Annotated in this window: 16 protein-coding genes; 5 read left to right on the top strand and 11 right to left on the bottom strand. The window is 61.9% G+C overall.

The annotated features are described in order from the left end of the window. The first annotated feature begins 301 nt into the window (after positions 1 to 301). Positions 302 to 781, top strand: a complete 480-nt coding sequence (locus tag BUA38_RS06010; RefSeq protein WP_156898408.1) for an EF-hand domain-containing protein — start codon at positions 302 to 304, stop codon at positions 779 to 781. A 256-nt stretch (positions 782 to 1,037) separates the two neighbouring features. On the opposite strand, the gene BUA38_RS06005 is transcribed toward BUA38_RS06010, so the two are convergent. Next, positions 1,038 to 2,018, bottom strand: coding sequence for a LysR family transcriptional regulator (locus tag BUA38_RS06005; RefSeq protein ID WP_156898407.1), 981 nt, complete (start codon positions 2,016 to 2,018; stop codon positions 1,038 to 1,040). A 155-nt stretch (positions 2,019 to 2,173) separates the two neighbouring features. Here BUA38_RS06005 and BUA38_RS06000 point away from each other — a divergent pair, with 155 nt between their 5' ends. Both BUA38_RS06000 and BUA38_RS05995 read left to right on the top strand, forming a co-directional pair. After that, entirely contained in the window at positions 2,174 to 5,350 is a 3,177-nt protein-coding gene (locus tag BUA38_RS06000; RefSeq protein WP_072817128.1) for an efflux RND transporter permease subunit, read from the top strand. Between the two features lie 17 nt (positions 5,351 to 5,367). Further along, positions 5,368 to 6,561, top strand: a complete 1,194-nt coding sequence (locus BUA38_RS05995; RefSeq protein ID WP_072817127.1) for an efflux RND transporter periplasmic adaptor subunit — start codon at positions 5,368 to 5,370, stop codon at positions 6,559 to 6,561. 143 nt (positions 6,562 to 6,704) lie between these two features. Here the strand turns inward: BUA38_RS05995 and BUA38_RS05990 are convergent, their stop codons facing one another. The 7 genes from BUA38_RS05990 to BUA38_RS05960 form a co-directional block, all read right to left on the bottom strand. Further along, a complete protein-coding gene (locus tag BUA38_RS05990; RefSeq protein ID WP_172805990.1) occupies positions 6,705 to 7,373 on the bottom strand; it encodes a pyrimidine 5'-nucleotidase in 669 nt (222 codons plus the stop codon). Positions 7,374 to 7,427: 54 nt separating this feature from the next. Next, positions 7,428 to 8,318 carry a carboxylating nicotinate-nucleotide diphosphorylase gene (nadC, locus tag BUA38_RS05985; RefSeq protein WP_072817126.1) on the bottom strand — a complete coding sequence of 297 codons (891 nt, stop codon included), beginning with the start codon at positions 8,316 to 8,318 and terminating at the stop codon, positions 7,428 to 7,430. An 18-nt stretch (positions 8,319 to 8,336) separates the two neighbouring features. After that, positions 8,337 to 9,593, bottom strand: a complete 1,257-nt coding sequence (locus BUA38_RS05980) for a metal-dependent hydrolase family protein (protein ID WP_072817125.1) — start codon at positions 9,591 to 9,593, stop codon at positions 8,337 to 8,339. Positions 9,594 to 9,732: 139 nt separating this feature from the next. Beyond that, a complete protein-coding gene (locus BUA38_RS05975; protein ID WP_172805989.1) occupies positions 9,733 to 11,193 on the bottom strand; it encodes an aldehyde dehydrogenase family protein in 1,461 nt (486 codons plus the stop codon). A 2-nt stretch (positions 11,194 to 11,195) separates the two neighbouring features. Beyond that, positions 11,196 to 11,927 (bottom strand): orotidine 5'-phosphate decarboxylase / HUMPS family protein, encoded by a 732-nt coding sequence (locus tag BUA38_RS05970; protein ID WP_072825872.1) that lies wholly within the window; start codon positions 11,925 to 11,927, stop codon positions 11,196 to 11,198. A gap of 123 nt (positions 11,928 to 12,050) precedes the next feature. Beyond that, positions 12,051 to 13,055 (bottom strand): CobW family GTP-binding protein, encoded by a 1,005-nt coding sequence (locus BUA38_RS05965; RefSeq protein ID WP_072817123.1) that lies wholly within the window; start codon positions 13,053 to 13,055, stop codon positions 12,051 to 12,053. Continuing rightward, on the bottom strand, positions 13,052 to 13,582 hold the full coding sequence (locus tag BUA38_RS05960) for a CinA family protein (protein ID WP_083587475.1): 531 nt from the start codon (positions 13,580 to 13,582) through the stop codon (positions 13,052 to 13,054). The genes BUA38_RS05965 and BUA38_RS05960 overlap by 4 nt, the downstream gene beginning before the upstream one ends. Before the next feature lie 166 nt (positions 13,583 to 13,748). Here BUA38_RS05960 and BUA38_RS05955 point away from each other — a divergent pair, with 166 nt between their 5' ends. Continuing rightward, positions 13,749 to 15,257, top strand: coding sequence for a PLP-dependent aminotransferase family protein (locus BUA38_RS05955; protein WP_072817122.1), 1,509 nt, complete (start codon positions 13,749 to 13,751; stop codon positions 15,255 to 15,257). Positions 15,258 to 15,449: 192 nt separating this feature from the next. Here BUA38_RS05955 and BUA38_RS05945 read toward each other — a convergent pair whose 3' ends face one another. The 3 genes from BUA38_RS05945 to BUA38_RS05935 form a co-directional block, all read right to left on the bottom strand. Continuing rightward, positions 15,450 to 16,391 carry an aldo/keto reductase gene (locus BUA38_RS05945; RefSeq protein ID WP_072817120.1) on the bottom strand — a complete coding sequence of 314 codons (942 nt, stop codon included), beginning with the start codon at positions 16,389 to 16,391 and terminating at the stop codon, positions 15,450 to 15,452. A gap of 367 nt (positions 16,392 to 16,758) precedes the next feature. After that, positions 16,759 to 17,220, bottom strand: coding sequence for a GNAT family N-acetyltransferase (locus tag BUA38_RS05940; RefSeq protein ID WP_072825870.1), 462 nt, complete (start codon positions 17,218 to 17,220; stop codon positions 16,759 to 16,761). A 137-nt stretch (positions 17,221 to 17,357) separates the two neighbouring features. Next, entirely contained in the window at positions 17,358 to 20,234 is a 2,877-nt protein-coding gene (locus BUA38_RS05935) for an ATP-binding protein (protein ID WP_172805988.1), read from the bottom strand. 248 nt (positions 20,235 to 20,482) lie between these two features. On the opposite strand from BUA38_RS05935, the gene BUA38_RS05930 reads away from it, so the two are divergent. Continuing rightward, positions 20,483 to 20,818, top strand: coding sequence for a hypothetical protein (locus tag BUA38_RS05930; protein ID WP_072817119.1), 336 nt, complete (start codon positions 20,483 to 20,485; stop codon positions 20,816 to 20,818). The last annotated feature ends 66 nt before the right edge of the window (positions 20,819 to 20,884 follow it).

Genomic DNA, 20,884 nt, shown 5'->3' with positions numbered 1-20,884 from the left:
TAGCCAAAGCTTGCCCGCAAGCGTGCGTGTCGCCGTCGATGACAAACCCGCCTTTATGATCCAGAGTGGATCAAGCGGCGGGCTTATTTCTGTTTGTTGCGCCCGCCTAGTGCCCACTTTCCGAAGTTCGTGCTCCGTCGCAGCAACCACTTTCACGAACTTCGGAAAGTCATGGGCTACTCACAAACTTATTGATTCCAGTACCGCTTTATCGATCTAAGGTCCCTGATTGAATTCGCCGCTTGTGGTGCAGGGACTTCAGATCGGCGGTACTGGCGTCTAACGACAGGGAGACGAGAACTTGCGTGACGGGATTTTGGCGCTTCGCATCGGCGCGACTTTGGCGGTGCTGGTTGTTGGCAGCGCGCTCGGCTTATCTGTGGTAATGGCGCAGTCCGGCCGTAGCGATCCGCTGCTCAACGCCGGGCCGCCGGTCTGGGATGCCAACCACGATGGCATCTTCACCTGCGACGAATGGAAGAAGTTCATGGAGCAGCTCTTTGTCTCCGGTGACAAGGGGCGCAAGGGCTTTCTGACGCGGCAGGAATTCGACTCGATCAAGAAGGCCGATCCCAGTCTCGCTGACGCCGATTTCGGTTACTTCGACGAAAACCAGGACGGCAAGGTCTCGCGCAAGGAGTTCGTCGAAAAGCCGAGCGTCTTCATCCTGCGCTTCGACAAGAACGGCGACTGCCGCGTGACGCCGGAAGAACTGAAAGCCGCGACCACGCCGCAACCGACGGGCGGGCCGCAGGAACGGCCGCGCGACCGGTTTCACTAAGCTTCGGATTCGCAATCGCTGCGCCAGTGTCTCGATTCCGAAGTTCGGAACATTTTGCGGGGCCACGTTTCGAACTCCGCTGAGGGCCCAATGGCGGACATGGAGGCGGCATTTCTCAAGACGAAAAAACCCGCGCGTTTAGGTCGCCAACAGCAATAGCCGCAGACAAATGCCCGGGAGTCGTGAACTGGCCTTGTCACTCGGAGGCCATACCCTTTCAGCTCCGCGCTTTCGCAAACTTCCGCCTGCCTTGCCCTTATGTGCGACGGAAGTCATTGGCTACGACACCGATGATGAGCTCGCGCAGCCAGGCATGTGCTGGCTGGTTGTCGAGACGTCGCGGCCAAATCATGGCCGCTTCAATCGGCTTTGGCGGACGCGACAGCCGATGAAGAACAAGGCCGTGAGATTTTGTCATGTGCCTGGCGATATTCAGGGGAAACACCGATACCAGGTCCGACGTCGCCAGAATCTGCGCGGCTGACAAGAACGGCGCACGCATCGCCGGCTTGAGGACAGGCTTTGATTTTCCAAGGCTGGCCTCTGCAAAGTCGGCGCCAAATTGAGCGGACGAAATTTCAAGCTGCGGAAGAGTTGCCAGCGTTTCGGTCGAGAACTCCCGTGCTCTTGCGGCCGGATGGCCCTTTCGGTGCACGACGACGAATTGATCCTGCAGCAAGCGCCTGAGCGAAAACCGCTCGGCCTGGACACGGGGCGGACCTATCGCCAGATGCAGTTCGCTTCGATCCAGCAGATCGGGAATGTTTAGTGTTCCGCTCGGCCGAAAATCCAGCGTCACCCCGGGAGCGTTTCTCGCAATGTGCTCTGCTATCGGTGCCACCAGAACGATCGCCGCATAATTGTCGACCGCGATGCGAAAGGTCGCCGTCGCCGTTGCCGGTTCGAACTGCGTGGGCTCCAGTGACTGTTGCAGTCCGTCCAGGGCTATTCTGATGGGCGTAGCGAGCTGTTCGGCTCGCGGCGTCGGCATCATCCCGTTTGGGCTCCGGACAAACAGCTCGTCCTTTAGCATGTGCCGCAGGCGGGTCAGCGCGTGGCTCACGGCGGGCTGACTGAGCCCCAGCCTCTGTCCCGCCCGCGTGACGGATCTGTCCCGCATGAGGGCGTCGAACACCACCAGCAGGTTCAGATCGATCGCGCCTAACTTGGGAGCTTGCTTGTTCAAGCGACTGCCGCTCCATCGATATTCAGATTTAACATGTTCAAATGAAGACAATGCATTTTTCGAATGGCAAACTCAACCCTAGAGTCTGAGTTGCTCCCTGGCAGTTCGCCTTAACCAGAGGCAAGGCTCGACCGGACACAGAGTCCAAACCGCCTCGCCCGCTTGGCGGACACTACGAACAAACTCGTTGGCGCAGGAGGAAAGTCATGATTGGAATCGTCCGACTCGCGCTGCGGCGGCCGTACACGTTCGTTGTCATGGCGCTGTTAATCCTGATTTTCGGAACGACGGCGGCCCTGCGGACGCCGACCGACATTTTCCCAAACATCAACATCCCCGTCGTCAGCGTGGTTTTCAGCTACACCGGCCTGCCAGCCGACGACATGGCCGGCCGCGTGGTCACGTTCTACGAGCGCTCGTTGCCCAACGCCGTCAACGACATCGAACACATCGAATCCCAATCGATCGCCAATTACGGCATCATCAAGATCTTCTTTCAGCCGACCGTGAACATCAACGCCGCATTGGCGCAGGTCAACGGCATGTCGCAGACGGTGCTGAAGCAGATGCCCCCTGGCATCACGCCGCCGCTGATCCTCAGCTTCAATGCCTCGAGTGTTCCAATTCTGCAGGTTGCGCTTTCGAGCGATAAGCTGTCGGAAACCGAAATATTCGACGACGCGCTGAACTTCGTCCGCCCGGCCTTGGCGCCAGTGCCGGGCGCAGCCCTGCCGCTTCCGTTCGGCGGCAAGGTGCGGCAGGTCCAGGCCGACCTCAATCAGCAGGCCCTGCACCAATATGGGGTTTCGGCGAACGACGTCATTAACGCGCTCTCGCTGCAGAACCTGATCGTCCCGGTCGGAACCCAGAAGATTGGCACTTACGAATATACCGTGAACCTGAACGACTCACCGACAGCGGTCAAAGCGTTCAACGATCTGCCCATCAAGACCGTCAACGGCACGGTCATTTATATGCGCGACGTCGCCTATGTGCACGACGGCAGTCCGCCGCAGACCAACGCCGTGCATGTTAACGGCGCCAGCGCCGTACTGCTGACCATCGTCAAGGCAGGCGCCACCTCGACGCTCGACATCATTAATGGCGTCAAGAACCTGCTGCCGTCGATCTCGCAGACGCTTCCCGCCAGCCTGAAATTGACGGCCGTGGGGGATCAGTCGGTCTACGTCACCGACGCCGTATCCAGCGTGATCAGGGAAGGCGTGATCGCGGCGGCGCTGACCGGGATGATGATTCTCTTGTTCCTCGGCAGCTGGCGCTCGACCCTTATCATCACGATCTCGATTCCGCTTGCGATCCTGGCGGCGCTGAGTGGCCTGTCGCTGCTCGGCGAGACCATTAATGTCATGACGCTCGGCGGTCTGGCGCTCGCCGTCGGAATTCTCGTCGACGACGCCACTGTCACCATCGAAAATATCAACCGTCACCTTGAAGAGGGCAAAGAGATCAAGCCAGCCATTCTCGATGGCGCGTCTCAAATCATCGTGCCGGCGACCGTGTCGCTGTTCTGCATTTCCATTGCCTTCGTGCCAATGTTCTGGCTTGGCGGTGTCGCCGGTTATCTGTTTCGGCCGCTCGCCGAGGCGGTGATCCTTGCGCTGGCCGCCTCTTATGTGCTGTCACAGACTCTGGTGCCCACGCTGGCGAACCATCTTCTGCGCAATCAACACGGTCACGGCCCGGCCGAGCACGGTGGCGAGACAAAGCCCAGCCGCAATCCGCTTACGCGCTTCCAGCATGGGTTCGAGCGTCGTTTCGAAAATCTGCGCAAAGCCTATCTCGGCCTCCTGCAACTCGCGCTGCAAAATCGTATCAAGGTGATCGTCGGATTCCTGTGCATCAGCCTGCTGTCGCTCGGGCTTGCGCCCTCACTCGGCCAGGATTTTTTCCCGGCGGTGGATGGCGGCCAGATCAAACTTCACGTTCGCGCCGCGACGGGAACCCGGTTCGAGGTGACGGCGGCCCTCACTGACCGGATCGCTACGGCGATCAAGGGCATTATTCCGCCAACCGAACTGGACGGCGTTGTGAGCAACATTGGGCTCACCGTCAGCGGCATCAACATGGCGTACAATAATTCCGGTACCATCGGCATCGGCGATGCCGACATCTTGATCAGCCTCAAACCCAAACATGCGCCGACCGACAACTACGTCAAAACCATGCGAGAAAAATTGCCGCGGCAGTTTCCCGGCACGACGTTCGCCTTCCTGCCCGCTGATATCGTCAGTCAGGTCCTGAATTTCGGCGCCCCGGCGCCGATCGACCTGCAGGTGGCCGGCAGAGACCTTGCGGCGGACCGCAAATATGCCAACGCGCTGTTGGCGAAGGTCAAGCAAATTCCAGGAATCGCCGATGCGCGCATCCAGCAGGCGTTTGCGCAGCCGACACTTAACGTCAATGTCGACCGCTCGCTTACCTCGCTTGGCGGCCTCTCGGAGAAGGATGTCGCCAATGCCATGCTGACGACGCTGTCGGGAAGCTCGCAATCGGCCCCGACCTACTGGCTGAACCCCGCCAATGGCGTCAATTATGCGGTCTCGGTCCAGACCCCGCAGCGCGACATCGACACCATGAGCGGCTTGAAAAACATTCCAGTTAGCTCTCCTTCCGCCAACACCCAGCTGCTCGGCGGACTGGCGCGTGTCGAGCGGACCAACAGCAACGCCGTAGTATCGCACTATAACGTTCAGCCCGTGATCGATATCTATGCGGCGCCACAGGGACGCGATCTCGGCGCCATTGCGTCGGACATTCAAAAGACGATCCACGCGACCGCGCAAGACGTTCCCCGTGGGGCGAGCGTGACACTGCGCGGTCAAGTCACCACTATGACGAGCGCCTATCAGCAGCTCTATGTCGGGCTCGCAGCGGCGATTATGCTGATCTATCTTTTGATCGTCATCAACTTCCAGTCCTGGGCCGATCCGTTCGTCATCATCACGGCGCTGCCGACCGCCCTGGCCGGCATCGTCTGGATGTTGTTTGCGACCGGAACCACGCTTTCCGTTCCGGCGCTCACCGGCGCCATCATGTGCATGGGGGTCGCGACCGCCAACAGCATCCTGGTGATCAGCTTTGCGCGCGACCAGATGGCGGCCGGTCTCAATGCGACCGCGGCGGCCTTCGAAGCGGGTCGCGCGCGGTTTCGTCCCGTGATGATGACGGCGCTGGCGATGGTCATTGGCATGGTGCCGATGGCGATCGAACCCGGACAAAACACGCCACTGGGCCGCGCCGTGATCGGTGGGCTGATCTTTGCCACCTGCGCCACCCTGGTTTTGGTGCCAACTATCTTCAGCCTGGTGCACGGCGGCCAGCAGGGCTCCGCGCATCAGGCAGCAGCGGCAACCGCCGCGTAAATCAAGAGGAGAACAGAATGCCCTCAGAAGAAATCACCCCTCCCCGCAAGCGAAGCCTGGTCACGGCCGCCGCCGCCGCGGTTCTGCTTGCCGCCGTCGTGGTTGCTTATGGTTTCACGCAACGGGCGGAGAGCAAGCAGGAAGTCATACAGTGGACCGACGCGCAGGCGATGCCGACCGTTGCGCTTGCCCAACCCATTCCCGGCAGTCCGCATCAAATGCTGACGCTGCCCGGCAACATCCAACCCTTCAACAAGGCGGCGATTTACGCGCGCGTGAACGGATACGTGAAGAGTTGGGACCACGACATCGGATCATCGGTCAAGGAAGGGCAAGTGTTGGCCACCATCGATGCGCCCGATCTTGATCAGCAACTTAGTCAGGCGAAAGCCACGCTCGCGAGCGTCGAGGCCAATGAGCAGATCGCAACGCTGACCGCGAACCGGAACAACATCCTGCTGCAAAAGCAGATCGTGGCGCAGCAGCTTGCGGACCAGACCACCGCCGACGCCAAAGCAAAGCAAGCGGTCGTCGACGCCAACGCGGCCAACGTCCGGCAGCTCGAAGCCATGCAATCGTTCAAGACGCTGGCAGCGCCTTTTGACGGCGTCGTGACTGCCCGAAACGTGGAACTCGGAATGCTGATCAATTCGGGAGGTTCCGGCCTGCCGCTTTTCGAGGTATCCGATTTGCATCGGGTTCGAATCTACGTCCAGGTGCCGCAATCCCTCTCGGCCGGACTCAAGCCGGGACTGAGGGCGACGTTCGAGATGCCGCAATATCCGGGCGTCCAATTCGATGCAACGCTCTCGCATGTTTCAGGGGCCATGAACCCGGCTTCCCACAGCATGCAGGTCGAGCTTCAGGCCGACAATTCAGCCGGCAAGTTTCTTGCCGGCAGCTATTGCAATGTGCAGTTCGAAATCCCGGCCGACGCAAATTTGGTGAGAATCCCATCTACTGCCCTTGTGATCGGCAATCGGGGCACGCAGATCGCCACCCTCGACAGCAACGACAAGATTGTCATCAAACGCGTACAGCTAGGCCGCGATTTCGGTGACAGTGTGGAAGTCATTGCCGGCCTGTCGCCGTTCGACCGGATCGTCGATAATCCGCCGGAAACCCTCACGGAAGGCGATAGGGTTCACATTGCCGCCGAAACGCCGCGCGCCGCGAGTTCGGCGTCATCCTCGACACCGGGCCGGAGATGAGGGGCGCGCGCCACGCAATGTCCGATTCGGGTCATTAACTGACATGCCTAATTCCGGCCTTCGAGGCCCGCTTTACCTTGGACTGCGGATACCGGCTATCGCGGCCCGGGGTTACTTTTCAGCCGGCTTTATGAGTACGGGTTCTAATCGCGGACCAGTTGACGCAAAAATCCCGTCAAATCGGTGACGATGAGGTCGGCATGCGCCGGCTTCGCGACACGATCGGCATCCTCGAACAAGGGGTCGACCACCAGCACCGTCTTCATGCTGAGTTCGTGCGGCACCAAGAGATTGCCCGGGCGATCCTCGAACATCGCGGCGGTCTTCGGGTCGACGCCGTGGGCTTCGAAAAAGCCCGAGAAGGCGCTCAGGTTCGGTTTGCCGATGAACGCGCTGTCTTCGATGCTGGCGATGGCCTCGAACAGATCGGCCATGCCCATGGCCTTGAGCGCCGATGTGGCGTGACCGCGGGGCGCGTTGGTGAAGATGATCCGGCGTCCCGGCAGCGCCCGCAGCGCGCCGATCAAATCCTCGTTGTGCACCAGTACCGACAGATCGATCTGGTGAACGAAGTCCAGAAAGGCGTTCGGCGAAACGCCGTGCAACTGGACCATGGCCTGCAAGGTCGATCCGAAGCGTTCGTAGTAATCGCGATGAACCGCTTCGGCCGCGGTGCGATCGATCTTCATATGGTTGGCGATGAAGGTGACGACGCGATCCCGCATCTGGCCATGAAGGTCGACCGATCGCGGGTAGAGCGTGTCGTCGAGATCGAACACCCAGGTATCGACATGCGCGAATGACTCGCGCACGCCAGCCAGCGTTCCGGCTTTAATGTCATCCAGATCCAAACAGGTAACCGCGATTTAGCGAGCGGCCTCCTTGAGCCGGCGGATGGTCCGCTGCGCGCTCGGCTTGATGTCCTGTACGTCGAGGCTGATGTCAAGCGCGCGGATCGAGTGGGTGAGGTCGCCGACCGAGATGATGTCGACGCCGGTCTCGGCGATCGGCACGATGGTCTGCTCGTTGATACCGCCCGAGGCTTCCGTCATGGCGCGGCCGTTGACGAGTTTCAGGCCGGCCTTCATTTCGTCGAGGTCCATATTGTCGAACATGATGATCTCGACGCCGCAAGCGAGCGCTTCCTCGACCATTTCGAGCGTCTCGCATTCCACCTCGATCTTGAAGGTGTGCTGCGCGGTGGCGCGCAGCGTCTCGATCGCATTGGTGATCGAACCCGCGATCTTGATATGGTTGTCCTTGACCAGGATGCAGTTGGCGAGGCTGAAGATGTGATTGTGGGCGCCGCCGACGCGCACGGCGTATTTCATGATCATGCGCAGGCCCGGCCAGCCCTTGCGGGTGTCGGTGACGCGCACCTTGGTGTGCTTGACCAGATCGGCGTAGCGCCGGGTCTTGGTCGCAATGCCGGACATCTGCTGGATCCAGTCGAGCGCGTTGCGTTCGATGATGAAGAAGGTCGAGGCGCGCGCCTTGATGCGCAACAGCACGGTGCCGGGTCCGACCGGATCGCCGTCCTGCACCGCATATTCGATCTGCGCTTCCGGATCGATCTGCTTGATGGTTTCATCGGCGAGCAGGAGGCCGCACACGATGCCGGTGCCCTTGGCGTAGATCTGCGCGGTCTGGACCGGGTCGTCGCCGACGAGAAATCCGCCGGTGGTGTCGCCCGGGCCGAGCTCCTCGCGCAATGCCTGTTCGACCAGCGGCCGGATCATGAATCGGTTCAGTCTCATCGGATCGATCCTTTTGACTTACGAAGAAAGCTTGTCGGTGAATGCCTTGCCGGTTTTCATCACGAGGTGCAGCTTGTCGCGCTTCTGCATGACGGAAATATCGTCAAGCGGATTGCCGTCGACCACGAGAATATCGGCGGCCTTGCCGGCGGCGAGCGCGCCAAGTTCGGGACGCTCGATGCATTCGGCCGCCTTGCTGGTGGAGGCCACGATCACCTGCATCGGCGTCATGCCGAGCCAGTTCACCATGAACTCCAGTTCGACCATGTTCTCGCCGACCAGAAGCCGGTGCGACTGGTCGGTGCCCATCGCCACCCTGACGCCGCGGCGCACGGCCTCCTTCCAGATCGGAATCTGCTCCTGCATCCGGCCGTAGATCTCTTTGTCCTTGACGTCTTCCTGGCCCATCTGGTGACCGGCCCAGGACTTGTCGCTGCCGCGTTTCTTCACCGACAGCGGCACCAGCGCCAGCGTCGGGACCCACCAGGTTTTCATTTCGAGCATCTTGTCGACGGCCTGTTCGTCGATGAACCAGCCGTGTTCGAGCGAATGAATACCGGCCTGCACGGCATTGCGGATGCCGTCGATGCCTTCGGCATGGACCGCGACGCGGCGTCGCTTGGCGGCCGCCTCTTCGACGGCGGTGCGGATTTCTTCGATGGTGAATTGCGGCTCGTCCCAACTGTCGGTGACGGAGGTGATGCCGCCGGTCGCGCAGATCTTGATGAAGTCGGCGCCGCGCATCAGCAGCTCGCGCACGACACGCCGGATTTCCTCGACGCCGTCGGCCACGGTATCGGGCAACCAGGCGCGCTTCTTGATCCGCATGTCCGCCGGCACCCAGTAGTCGCCGTGGCCGCCGGTTTGGGAAATCATGCCGAGCGAGATCAAAAGCCGCGGGCCGTCGATCAGGCCTTCCTCGATCGCGGTACGGAAACCGGCATCCGCGCCGCCCATGTCGCGCGCGGTGGTGATGCCGCAGGCCAGCGTCTCGCGAAAGATGTCGATCGAGCGCAGCACATTGTAGGTCGGCGTGTTCAGCAAATGCTGCCGCATGTCGCGTGCACGATAGGTGCCGTGAACATGACAATCGATGAAGCCGGGGAGGATGGTGCGGCCCGCTGCGTCGAGACGCGTCGCCTTGGCAGGAATTGCTACGTTTCGCTCCGATCCCGCGGCAATTATTCTCCCGTCCTCGATGACAACAACGCCGCGCTGAACCGGCTCGCCGCCAAGTCCATCGATCAGGGTACCACCGACAATCGCCGTCAACATTCCCGCACGCCTTTGCAGCCAATTTGAAAAGCTAACAGCCCAAAAACCAGGGCGAAGTGCCAAAGGCCGTTCAATTCATGGGTCCACTCACTCAGTATATCTGCAATTCCATAGCAGCTTTGTCGAGACGCCAATTGCCTCAGGACAGATCGACGGTGACCGTCTTCACCTCGGTGTAGAACGCCAGCGCGTTCATCCCGAGTTCGCGCCCCACGCCCGAGCGCCGGTAGCCGCCGAACGGGGCGAACAGGCTGGTCGAACTCGCGCTCGGCAATCCATTGACGGCGATCATGCCGGTGCGCACGGCTTTTGCGGTCCGCAACGCACGTCCGATATCGCGCGACCATACCGAGCCGTTCAATCCGTAGAGGGAATCATTGGCGTTGCGGATCGCCTCCGCCTCGGTCTCGAACGGCGTGATGCTGCACACCGGGCCGAAAACTTCTTCGCTATAGAGCGGCATGTCAGGCGAGACGTCGCCGAACACCGTCGGCAGAAAGAAATTGCCGCTTCTCAGATCGTCAGGGCGACGACCGCCGGACAGAAGCTTCGCGCCATCCTCCATCGCGCGGCGAACGGAGCGCTCGACGCGTTGCCAGTGCGGTAGTGAGATCAACGGACCGAGCGTAGTTGTCGGATCGAGCGGCGAGCCGAGCCGTAATTTTGCGAGTTCGGCGAGCAGCGCTTCCGTGAAAGGCGCCACAGCCGATTTCTGCACCAGAAACCGCGAGCGTGCCGAGCAGGATTGGCCGGCATTGCCGAAGGCGCCCGCGATCGCGCTTTTTGCGGCGTTCACGATGTCCGCATCGTCGAACACGATGCAGGCGTTCTTGCCGCCCAGTTCCAGCGCCACCTTCTTCACGGTTCCGGCGGCGGCTTTCATCACTTCGCTGCCGACGGCGGTCGAGCCGGTGAACGAAATGCCGTCGATCGCTTCATGCGTCGCCAGCAGCTGGCCGATCTCGGCGCCGCCCGGCAGGATGTTGACGATTCCTTTCGGCACGCCGCATTCGGCGATGATTTCGGCAAGCAGCAGCGTGGAGAGCGGCGTCAGCGGCGAGGGCTTCAAAAGGCTGGCGCAACCGGCCGCCAGCGCCGGCGCCAATTTCCAGGCGGCCGCCAGCAGCGGAAAATTCCATGGCGTGATCTGCGCGACGACGCCGAGCGGCTCGTGCAGCGTGAAGTTCAGCAGCGGCTCGGACACTGGAACGGTGTCGCCGAAAAACTTGTCCATCGCGCCGGCATAGTAATGAAAGACCTTGGCTGCTCCCGCAACCTCGCGGCGTGCGCCCGTAATCGGCTTGCCGCCATTGACGCTTTCCAGGAGCGCAAAATCTTCCGATCGCGCCAGGATGCCGTCGGCAATCGCGTGCAAGACCTGGCCACGTTCGAACACCGGCATCCGCGGCCAGTCGCCTTCGTCGAAGGCGCGGCGCGCGGCGGCAATCGCTTTCAGGGCCTGTTCGCGGCTTGCCGGCTGAACGCTTGCCACAACTTCGCCGGTCGCCGGATCCAGCAACGGATCGCCGGCAACGGCGGACGCTTCGAACGCGCCGTCGATGAAAGGCGTCAGCCGAAGCGTTGGGAGCGTGGCCTGCATGTTCATGCCGCCGGCTTCACGGCCTGCATTTCTTCATACATGCGTGCGGCGGTATCGCCGGGCGCCTGGCTGCCGGTGATCAGGCGGCCGACGATGGCGAAGCGGCGCTTGCAGGCCGCGGCCGCGGCAAACGAAGTCTCGACGCTGCCGCCCAACGCACCAAAGCCTGTCAGGAGCAGCAGCGGTGAGGAGACGTTGGATGCGATCCACTTCGACCAACGCCTGATCTTTGTCACGTCGTGGGCGGGCAGCACGAAATGATCGCACTTGTTCTGCGCGGCGCGGGCCAGGATGCGATCGAGCGCATCGTCCAGCATGTAGCCGCCACCGGAGACGCCGTAATCCGGCACCGGAATTTCGCCGCCGACAAAGGGCGTCAGGTCGGCACGAATGGCTTCGCCGACAAACTGGTCGACCGCGGTCGGGCCGGCGACGGGAAACAGGATCAGCCCGTCGACGTCGGCTTCCTTGCAAAGCGCGGTGTATTTCTTCGCCATGTCCGGCATGTCCGGGCCGGCTTTCTGGTGGTCATAGATGATCGGCAAATCGGTCAGGTCGCGCAGGCGGCGCACGGATTCCCGCAAGCCGAAATGCAGCACCGAGGTCAGGCCAAGCTTGTAGCCGGCGACGCCTTCGCGCTTCGTGGTTTCGCGCACGACGCGTTCGAGGTGTTCGTGGGAATCGATATCGAGCGCCGGCACGATGCCCATATCGCCCTTGAGTTTTTTTGCCATGGAAACCTCTTTGGTCAACTGAAGCGGCAAGCTAGGTGGGAGCCTCGCGATCCCCAAGGTCCGCGGCGTGACGCGTTGATAGTACCAGCCTCGACTGGACCCATGAAACGAGCGAAGAAGCTTTTATGACTGGTGCGAGACTTTTGCGAACTTCTGAATCGGAGCTCTAGCGATGGTCGACAAGCGCGCCAACGCGTCCATCAGAATCTGCTCTTCGACATCGCGACCGATCAGGACGACGCGATTCTGTCGATCGCCATTTGGCCAGGCCTTGAGATCGAGCGGACGGTGCAGCAGGCCCTGAACCGCGTGCAGAACGGTCGGCCGCGTTGTGTCGGCGACGTTCAGTATTGCCTTCATCCGCAGCAGCATGGGGCCGAGCAGATTGATGGTGTGATCGAGCCAGGCTTCCAGCGCATCCGGTTCGATTGCGCCCTCAAAGACAAGCGATGCGGACGCGATCGCCGCGGGCTCCGGCGAGCAGATCATGTTCGGCCTGGCAAGCGCTCGCGGCAGATCGAGCGCTTGAGGCCAGAACGCCGACATCGTTGCCATTCCCGGTTGCACCAGATGTTGCCGGGCGTGGGGATTGAGGTTGGTCAGCGCTTGCTGCACCTTTCGTATCTCGCCAGAGGTCGCAAGGTCGGTCTTGGTCAGCAGCAGCCGGTCGGCCAGCGCCACTTGCATGCGCGCCTCCGGATGCCGATCGGCCGTTGCCGCGAATGCGCGCGCATCGATCGCGGTGACAACACCCGCCAGTTCAAAGAAGCGATTGAAGTAAGCGTCCGTGATCAAGCCTTCGAGCAGGGGTGCTGGATCGGACAATCCGCTGGTCTCGACCACGACGCGTTTGAACGGCGGTAGGCTTTCGTCGCGCGTGCGCCGCATCAGGTTGGCCAGCGCCGGCGCCAATGCGCCCTTGGCGCGGCAACAGAGGCATCCGCCTTCCAGCATGGTGATGGAATCGGAGCCTTGCTCCACCAGGAGATGGTCGAGCCCGACGTCGCCGGCCTCGTTGATGACGACGGCGGTGTCGCGAAATTCCGGCGTTGCGAGCAGCGTATTTAGCATCGTCGTTTTGCCGGCGCCGAGAAATCCCGTCAGCAAAACCAGCGGCGTGCGATTCATGCGTCGATCTGTTGGTGCAGCAGGCGGATCGCCGCCGCCACGGCTTCAAGCCGAACGTTGTCGCGGCTGCCGGGGAAGACGTGCCGCTCGGCAAGCAGCGGAACGCCGTTGCGCGCCGCGGCGACGAAGATGGTGCCGACGGGGTTTTTGGCATTGCCGCCGCCGGGACCGGCATAGCCGGTGATGGCGACGGTGACCGTCGCGCCGGAATTCGACAACAGACCTTCGGCGAGGCCTTGCGTCACCTCGGCGCTGACCGCGCCATGTTGCTTGGAGACGTCTTCGGCGACGCCCAGCCCCGTCGCCTTGGCAGATTCATGGTAGAGGACATATCCCCGGTCGAAGATCTGCGAGGCGCCAGACACCGAGGTCAGGCAGGCGCTGACGAGGCCGGCCGTGACGGTTTCGGCGGTTGCCAGACGAACGCCCTTTTTCTTCGCCGCATCGAGCGCCGCAGCCGCAGCCGCCAACAGCTCTTCCGGAAAAATGGTTTCGCTGTCGTTAAGGAAGTGAGGGGATGACGACATGGGCTCCACTCTTATCGTTGGTTATCGCAGACGATTGATATCGGACCGGTTTGAAGTCAACCGCTGCGGTGCGTGGTTCCAGCAAGTGGTCATGAACTGGACCCGAATGTGTTGCCGCGCGGCCCGATTTGGTCTTTGCTGAGGGTGCCAGATTTCGAGAGCAGATATGCTGATCACCGTCGACCGCGACAGCCCCGAAAGCCTGCAAGAGCAGATTTTCTCGCGCATTCGCGAGCAGATCGTCACCGGCATTCTGCGGCCGGGATCTCCGGTCCCGTCGTCGCGCATCCTCGCCACGCAGCTCAAGGTGTCACGCAATTCCGTGATCTTCGGCTATGAGCGTCTGATCAACGAGGGGTACCTCGTCGCCAAGCCGATGATCGGCACCTTCGTCGCCGACGTCCTGCCGGATCAAACCGTCGATACCGGCCAAAATGACGGGCTCGCGGATCTCCCTGAAAATCCGGAATCGCGTCGGATGCCGGTGTTTTCGGGGCGTCAGCACGGCATTCTCAACAATTCGAATATTCCGATCGATTTCTGGACCCAGCGTACCGACCCGCGTGCCTTTCCGCTGAAAACCTGGCGGCGTCTGATCATGCAGTCGCTGGCATCGGCCGGGCATAACCTCACCGAATATGGCGACCCCTGCGGATTGATGGCGCTGCGCGTCGCCATCGCCGAGCATATTGGCAATACCCGTGGCATTCAGGCGCGCCCCGAACAAGTGGTCATCCTCGCCGGCGCGCAGTTGGCGCTCAATCTGGCGCTACGCCTGCTGGCCTCCGAGGGCGACGAGATCGCGGTTGAAAATCCCTGCAACCAGGGTGCGGCTTATCTGTTCGAGAGCCACCACATGCGGCTGCGCCCGATTGCGGTCGATCGTTTCGGAATCGACGCCACGGCGGTGGCGGCCACCGATGCGCGGCTCGTCTACCTGACGCCGTCGCATCAGTTTCCGATGGGGGCGACGCTGTCGCTCGACCGGCGGCGGACGATCCTGCGCTGGGCGCAGCGCACCGGCGCCTATGTGATCGAGGACGATTACGACAACGAGTATCGCTACGATGGCGCGCCGCTGCCGGCGATGGCCGCGCTCAGCCCGGATCACGTGATCTATCTCGGCACGTTCTCGAAGTCGCTCGGGGCGGGACTGCGTACCGGCTTTGCGATTTTCCCCGAACACCTGGTCGATGCCGCCGCAACCGCCAAGGCTTTGCTCGACAACGGCCAGGTCTGGCTCGAGCAGGCAGCGCTGGCGCGCTTCATGCAGAGCGGCGGCTTTGTCCGCCACCTGCGGCGCTGCCAGCAGCATTACTTTTCACGGCGCAATGCCTTGATCAGCCGGCTGCGCGAGCGTTTCGGCGACGTCGACCTGTTGGGTACCGAGGCCGGCACGCATATCGGCTGGCGGCTGCCGTCGTCGCTGATGCCGGCACACAATGTCAAGGCGATTGCGCGCACCCGGAACATCGGCGTCTACACCGTGCAGTCCGGCGGCGGGCATGAATATGACGGATCGCATTTCGAGACCAACTGGCTGTTGCTCGGTTATGCGTCGTTGTCGGAAGATCAGGTCAAGGCCGGAATCGATCGTCTCGAGGAGGCGCTGAAATCAAACGGAGTGTCGCGCCCCAGCCCCAGCCTCGCGCGAGCGCCACTGGCGCCGACTTAGCGCGAGGCTTGCGCCGCCGCTGCTTTGCGCAGGCATTCGCGGCACAGGCAATCCTCTTCGTCGCGCGGCATCGCCAGTCGGACATCTTCTTCCGCGCACCAGCATGTTTCCGAGCCTGTGCAGGAAAACTCCGTTCCGCACCGCGAGCAGGCGACGCGACGGGGAGGCGGCATGTCCAGGCGATCTGTCATTCTACCCCGTCGTGATCTTGTCGATCTCCGCCATCTCTTCCGTGCCCAGCTTCCAGGCGATCGCCTTGACGTTCTGCTCGATCTGCTCGACGCGGGTGGCGCCGGCGATCACGCTTGAAACCTGCGGCCGCGCGGCGAGCCAGGAGAAAGCGAGTTCAAGCATCGAGTGCCCGCGCGATTGCGCGAAAGATTGCAGCTTCTCGACGATTTCCTCGTTGCGCGGCGTGACATAGCGGTCGCGCAGCCGCGGTATCTTGTCAAAGCGCGTATCGTCGGGCGCAGCCTGGCCGCGCTTGTATTTGCCGGTGAGGAGGCCGCTCGCCAGCGGAAAGAACGGCAGCAATCCCAGCTTGTATTCCTGCGCGCAGGGCAGCAGGTCCTTTTCGATGTCGCGCACCACGAGGCTGTATTCGTCCTGGCACGAGACGAAATGGTTGAGGTTCATGGCGCGGGCGACATGCTCAGCCTCGGCGATCCGCCATGCCGGAAAGTTCGAATTGCCGATATAGCGCACCTTGCCCTGCCGGATCAGGTCGTCGAGCGCGCGCAGCGTTTCGTCGATCGGCGTCAGCGGGTCATAGTCGTGTTGCTGGTAGAGATCGATGTAGTCGGTCTTCAATCGCTTCAGGCTGGCTTCGACCGCCGACATGATGTAGCGGCGCGAGGCGCCTTGCCTGGTGCCGTCGTTGCTCATCGGCTTGGAGAATTTGGTCGCGAGCACGATGTCCTTGCGGCGGTCGCCGAGGACCACGCCCAGCACCGTCTCGGAGCCACCCATGTCGGCATAGATGTCGGCGGTATCGAACAGCGTGATGCCGAGATCGATCGCCTTGTGGATCACCTTGCGCGAGGTTTCGAGATCGGTGCGCTGGCCGAAATTGTTGCAGCCGAGACCGACGGCAGAGACGCGAAGGCCCGAGCTGCCGAGGTTACGAATTTCCATGGATCATCCTGTCCGCGTTTGAAAAAGCGCGTCATCTTTGACCCTTAAGCGATGGGACGCAAGGCAGGCGCAAGCGCCGAAAAGCGCCGGAAGAGGCCGCAAAAAGCCAAAAATCGTCGATGCCGGGGCAAACAGATGCGTGGAACAAAAAAGTGCGGCCCCGGTCAGACGCGGCGACTGACGGGGACCGCTGGGGGCGCGTGAGATCGTCGACGGGGGGCCGGATCAAACGCAGGCAAAGGCTAGTCCTGCATTGTAACGCAGCCATGACAGGGACATTTATCCACAGGCGTTGTTCAACCTGTGGTTTTCGCCGTCGCCGGCCGCCAACGCCCAGGCAACGCCAGGTGCTCAAGAGCTAGCTGCATCAAAATACCTTGCGGTAGACGATGAAGCCGGAGCGCTCGGCGACCTTGTCGTACAGCGTTTGCGCGGTGTGGTTGGTCTCGTGCGTCTGCCAGTAAACGCGGGACACGCCGGCCTGGCGCGCCTGCTCGTAGACCTCGCTGATCAGCGCCCCGCCAATTCCCTTTCCGCGTGCGGCAGCACTGGTGAAGAGATCCTGCAAGTAACAAACAGGCGCGATCGCGGTGGTCGAACGGTGGAAGAGATAGTGCACCAGCCCCACCAGCTGCTCGCCGCTTTCGGCGACCAGCGCATGCACAGGCTCATAGGCATCGAAGAAGCGCGCCCACGTCATTGCCGTGATTTCGCCCGCCAGCGCGGTTTCGCCCGAGCGGCCATAAAAAGCATTGTATCCGTCCCACAGCGGCAACCATCGCGCGTAGTCGGATCGGTGGACTGGGCGGACAAGAAGAGAGTCGGACATGGGGTTGGTCATCGGACGGGTTGTCTCGCAACTTAGCTGAATTGGTTCGATTTTTCGAGGTGCCCAACGCGTGCAAGTTAGGCCTTGAGCCACGGTCGATTCTTGTTAGCTCGCGCAGCCTCTTCCAACGTCATACGTTATGGCGGCAACCCGTCAAGCAAGGTGCGGGCTGCTTGCATGTCCGTGGTCGCGAAACCTTCGGTGAACCGACCATAAACCGATGCAAGCAGCGCTCTCGCCTCGTGGCGGCGCCCCTGGCTCACCCTCAAACGCGCAACACTGAGCGCGGTCCGCAGTTCCCAGGATAAAGCGCCCTGTTCGCGGGCCATTTGGGCCGCTTGGTTGAAGCAATCTTCGGCCGCCAGCGTGGCCTGATCCGCCGCCTTCTGGAGCAGTAATTCTCCCTTGATGCGGAGCAATTCGGGGGCATACCAGCCGCGCCCGTCCGCGCCCTCGCGGTCGGCCGCCATCGCGTCGTCCACGGCAATGAGAGCCTCGTCGAGCCACCCCGTTCCCGCAAGTCCCAACGCGAGAGCGCCCTTGAACTCGTCATATGACATGTGCCATCCGGTTCGGTCACACGTCTTGAAGGCATCGCGCAACACCAGCAGGCCTTGCGCGAACTCGCCGCGTTCGACCAACAATTTCCCCTTCAGCAGGCGACCCGCGGTCTCCCAGAGGAGAGCGTTCAAACCTGTGGCCACCTCGATCAAGCGCGCGATCTCCCGATCGGCGGTTGCGAAGTCGCCTGCCACCATCGCGATGCGGCAGATGCCGTGATTCAGTATCCGGCAAAGCCGGAGCGGGTGATCTGTGCCTTGCTCTTTCAGGCTAAGGCGAGCTTCATTGAGCGCCTGGTCTGTAAAACCCTGCGTCCAAAGCGCCCGGGCCAACATCGCCCGGGCCACCGCATGGTCATTCGAGTTAGAATAAAACGCATCTCGGCGATCCTCCGGCGCGGCCGGAGATCGAAGAACGCGTTCAAAATACTGCTGGGCCTCGTGAGGCCTCCCGCTCACGAAAAGCGAGGCGCCCATATGCTGATTGGGTAAAAAGAGTTGTATCGGGTCGCCAATACGACGGGCGATTTGCTCGATCTGCTCCGCCGCGATCAGCGCCCGAGCGTATTTCCCGCGAAAGGCATAAACGGGCGACAGCATCGACAGAGCGCCCGCCTGCGCATGGAGATCATTCAGCGCTTCGGCGGTTTCGAGTGCCTCGGTCAGGAGCGTTGTGGCCTGATCTGGGGGGCCCATCGTGATGAAGATCGAAGCCGCGAGGGCGATCTGCAGCTCCATTCGCAAACGCGTGTTCGCGGTCGCATCCGATTGAAGACTGAGCAGCGCGCGTTCGCATCGCTCGCGGCATTCACTCATCAGCGACAGGTGTCGCCAGGCCGGCGCATAGGCGGCTGTGAGGTCGATGCCAATCGCGTGATCTCCGGCCGGTGAGAACGACCAGTCGAGCGCCGCGCGAACATTGTCGATCTCTCGGACCCGTCGCGCCAGGTCCTCATCCGACAAAGACGATCTGGCGCCGCGCTCCTGTGGTACGAATAGATCGCGAAAATGCCTTGCATGATGTTCCGCGGCGACGTCGGCCTCTGCGTGCTCGGCAAGCTTCTCGATCGTGTAGGCACGGATCGTCTCCAGCAGAATCCAGTGGGCGTTGCCGCCCGATTTGTCCAGCGCGACCCATGATTTCGCGACGAGATTGGCGATGCCGTCCAGCACCGCCGAAGCATCGAATCCGGTGTCCGTCATGACGGCGACGGCGGCATCGACGGTGAATCCGCCGGCGAATACGGCCAGGCGCCGCAGCAACCGCCGCTCTGTTTCCGGCAGCAGCTCATAACTCCAGTCGAGCGTCGCGCGCAGCGTCCGGTGCCGCGGAAGCGCCGTGCGGCGGCCCGCCGTCAACAGCGCGAAGCGATCGCGCAAGCCGGCGGCTACCCCTTGAACACTGAGAACCGCGGCGCGAGCCGCCGCGAACTCGATCGCGAGCGGCATGCCATCGAGGTGCCGACAGATCGCGGCAATCGATGCGAGGTCTTCGGCGTGCGGCGAGAAACCGGCGTTCAGCGCTTTGGTCCTGGCGACGAACAGCTCCACCGCGCTGTATTGCATGATGTAATCCGGCGCCGCTTGCCCGGAAGTGGGCACCTCGAGCGGCGGAACGCGATAGACGCACTCGCCGTCGATCCGCAGGACTTCGCGGCTGGTCGCCACGATCGTGGTGCGTGGGCATAGGCGCGTGATCGTCTCGGCCAGGTTCGCTGCCGCGTCGATAACGTGCTCGCAATTGTCGAGCACCAACAGAATGTGTCTTCCGCCAACGGCGCGAGCGACGGATTCCGCCGAAATCTCGCCCGCGATCTTCAGCCCCAGGGTGCTTGCTACCGTTGATGGCACGAGGTCCGGGTCGGACAACGAAGCGAGTTCGAAGAGCCAGGCCCCGTCTTCAAAGTCGGTGAGCAGGTAACGGACGGCTTTGATGGCGAGCGAGGTCTTTCCGATGCCGCCAGGGCCCGTCAGGGTCACCACCCGATAGGCAGAGACGAGGTCTCGGACAGACTGCGCAGCAGCGGCCCGGCCGACCAGGCGTGAAATGAGCGGAGGAAAATTATTCGGCGGTGGCGCTCCAGACGTGCGGACCGGAGATGAAAGGACCGACGAAGCGGTCGTCTCACGTTGCTGAGGCGTCCAGCTCCCAAGCAGGCGATAGCCACGACCCGAGGCGGTCTTCAGCAGGCCACGATCCGGACCGAGCGCCTTGCGTACGGCAGAGATGTGAACGTGCAGTGTGCCTTCGCCGACGATGGCCCCCGGCCACACCCGCTCCATCATATGATCCTTGGTGACGAACTCGCTGGCCGATTGCACCAGGACCGTGACGATCTCGAAGGCCCGGCCGCCGAGCGGCACGGGAATCCCGCGCGACCTGAGCTCCCGCCGCCCGAGGTCGATCTCCCATTGATCGCACACATAGACCAGACTGGCGCTTGCTTCAGGCACCCCAGCCTCGCGGATTACAAAGACTGAAGTTTTGCCGTTCATAGTGATGCGCGCAATGCTCCTACCGCCTCCGGCTACTGGCGAAACCGGCCTTCTGCGGTACCTATGCACCGCAATCATCCGCGCTAGTCGCGATCCGGGCCCCAGGCAACCTCAACGGATGCCGCAATTTAAGAATTCTTAAGGTCGGTCCTAAGGAATCGGCCTCCGAGAGTGGCTACACCAACTAAATTCGGAGGAGGTGTGCCATGCCCTGTGCCGTAAATGAGACCGCTGGTGTTGCCGCAACCGCGTCTACCGAGAGGCACCATTGCAACTCTCCCGACGCGACCCCAGAGCAGCTATCGGCGTCGATTGCTGAAATCAACCAGGCGATCAGCGCCATCGTCATGAACGCAGAGGCCGCTCTGCGGCTGCTCGGCGCGCATCCGATAGATACGGAAGCAGTCGTGCGGTTGCTCGCCTGTATCATCGAGGACGGAATGCGCACTGGGGACATCGTCAACCGCACCCGTGCGCTGATCAAGAAGGCGTCGCCAGGGAGGGATGCATCAACCCCCGATGTCGATCCGAAGCGAGCGTAGAAGTCGGCTGCCTCGGGTGTAGCTCGGGTCGTTCGAGTGGCGTGCGGTCGCGTTCGCAAGTCCGTC

The sequence above is a fragment of the Bradyrhizobium erythrophlei genome (assembly GCF_900142985.1).
In the GTDB taxonomy this organism is placed as follows: Bacteria; Pseudomonadota; Alphaproteobacteria; order Rhizobiales; family Xanthobacteraceae; genus Bradyrhizobium; species Bradyrhizobium erythrophlei_B.
Note: the sequence above shows the minus strand (reverse complement) of the source record. Positions and strands in the feature narration are given on the sequence as shown.

Bases quoted from the DNA above. Each gene is read 5' to 3' on its own strand.
- BUA38_RS06000 (WP_072817128.1), top strand. From the start codon at position 2,174: ATGATTGGAATCGTCCGACTCGCGCTGCGGCGGCCGTACACGTTCGTT.
- BUA38_RS05995 (WP_072817127.1), top strand. From the start codon at position 5,368: ATGCCCTCAGAAGAAATCACCCCTCCCCGCAAGCGAAGCCTGGTCACG.
- nadC (WP_072817126.1), bottom strand. From the start codon at position 8,318: ATGAGACTGAACCGATTCATGATCCGGCCGCTGGTCGAACAGGCATTG.
- BUA38_RS05980 (WP_072817125.1), bottom strand. From the start codon at position 9,593: ATGTTGACGGCGATTGTCGGTGGTACCCTGATCGATGGACTTGGCGGC.
- BUA38_RS05975 (WP_172805989.1), bottom strand. From the start codon at position 11,193: ATGCAGGCCACGCTCCCAACGCTTCGGCTGACGCCTTTCATCGACGGC.
- BUA38_RS05970 (WP_072825872.1), bottom strand. From the start codon at position 11,927: ATGGCAAAAAAACTCAAGGGCGATATGGGCATCGTGCCGGCGCTCGAT.
- BUA38_RS05965 (WP_072817123.1), bottom strand. From the start codon at position 13,055: ATGAATCGCACGCCGCTGGTTTTGCTGACGGGATTTCTCGGCGCCGGC.
- BUA38_RS05960 (WP_083587475.1), bottom strand. From the start codon at position 13,582: ATGTCGTCATCCCCTCACTTCCTTAACGACAGCGAAACCATTTTTCCG.
- BUA38_RS05955 (WP_072817122.1), top strand. From the start codon at position 13,749: ATGCTGATCACCGTCGACCGCGACAGCCCCGAAAGCCTGCAAGAGCAG.
- BUA38_RS05945 (WP_072817120.1), bottom strand. From the start codon at position 16,391: ATGGAAATTCGTAACCTCGGCAGCTCGGGCCTTCGCGTCTCTGCCGTC.
- BUA38_RS05940 (WP_072825870.1), bottom strand. From the start codon at position 17,220: ATGTCCGACTCTCTTCTTGTCCGCCCAGTCCACCGATCCGACTACGCG.
- BUA38_RS05930 (WP_072817119.1), top strand. From the start codon at position 20,483: ATGCCCTGTGCCGTAAATGAGACCGCTGGTGTTGCCGCAACCGCGTCT.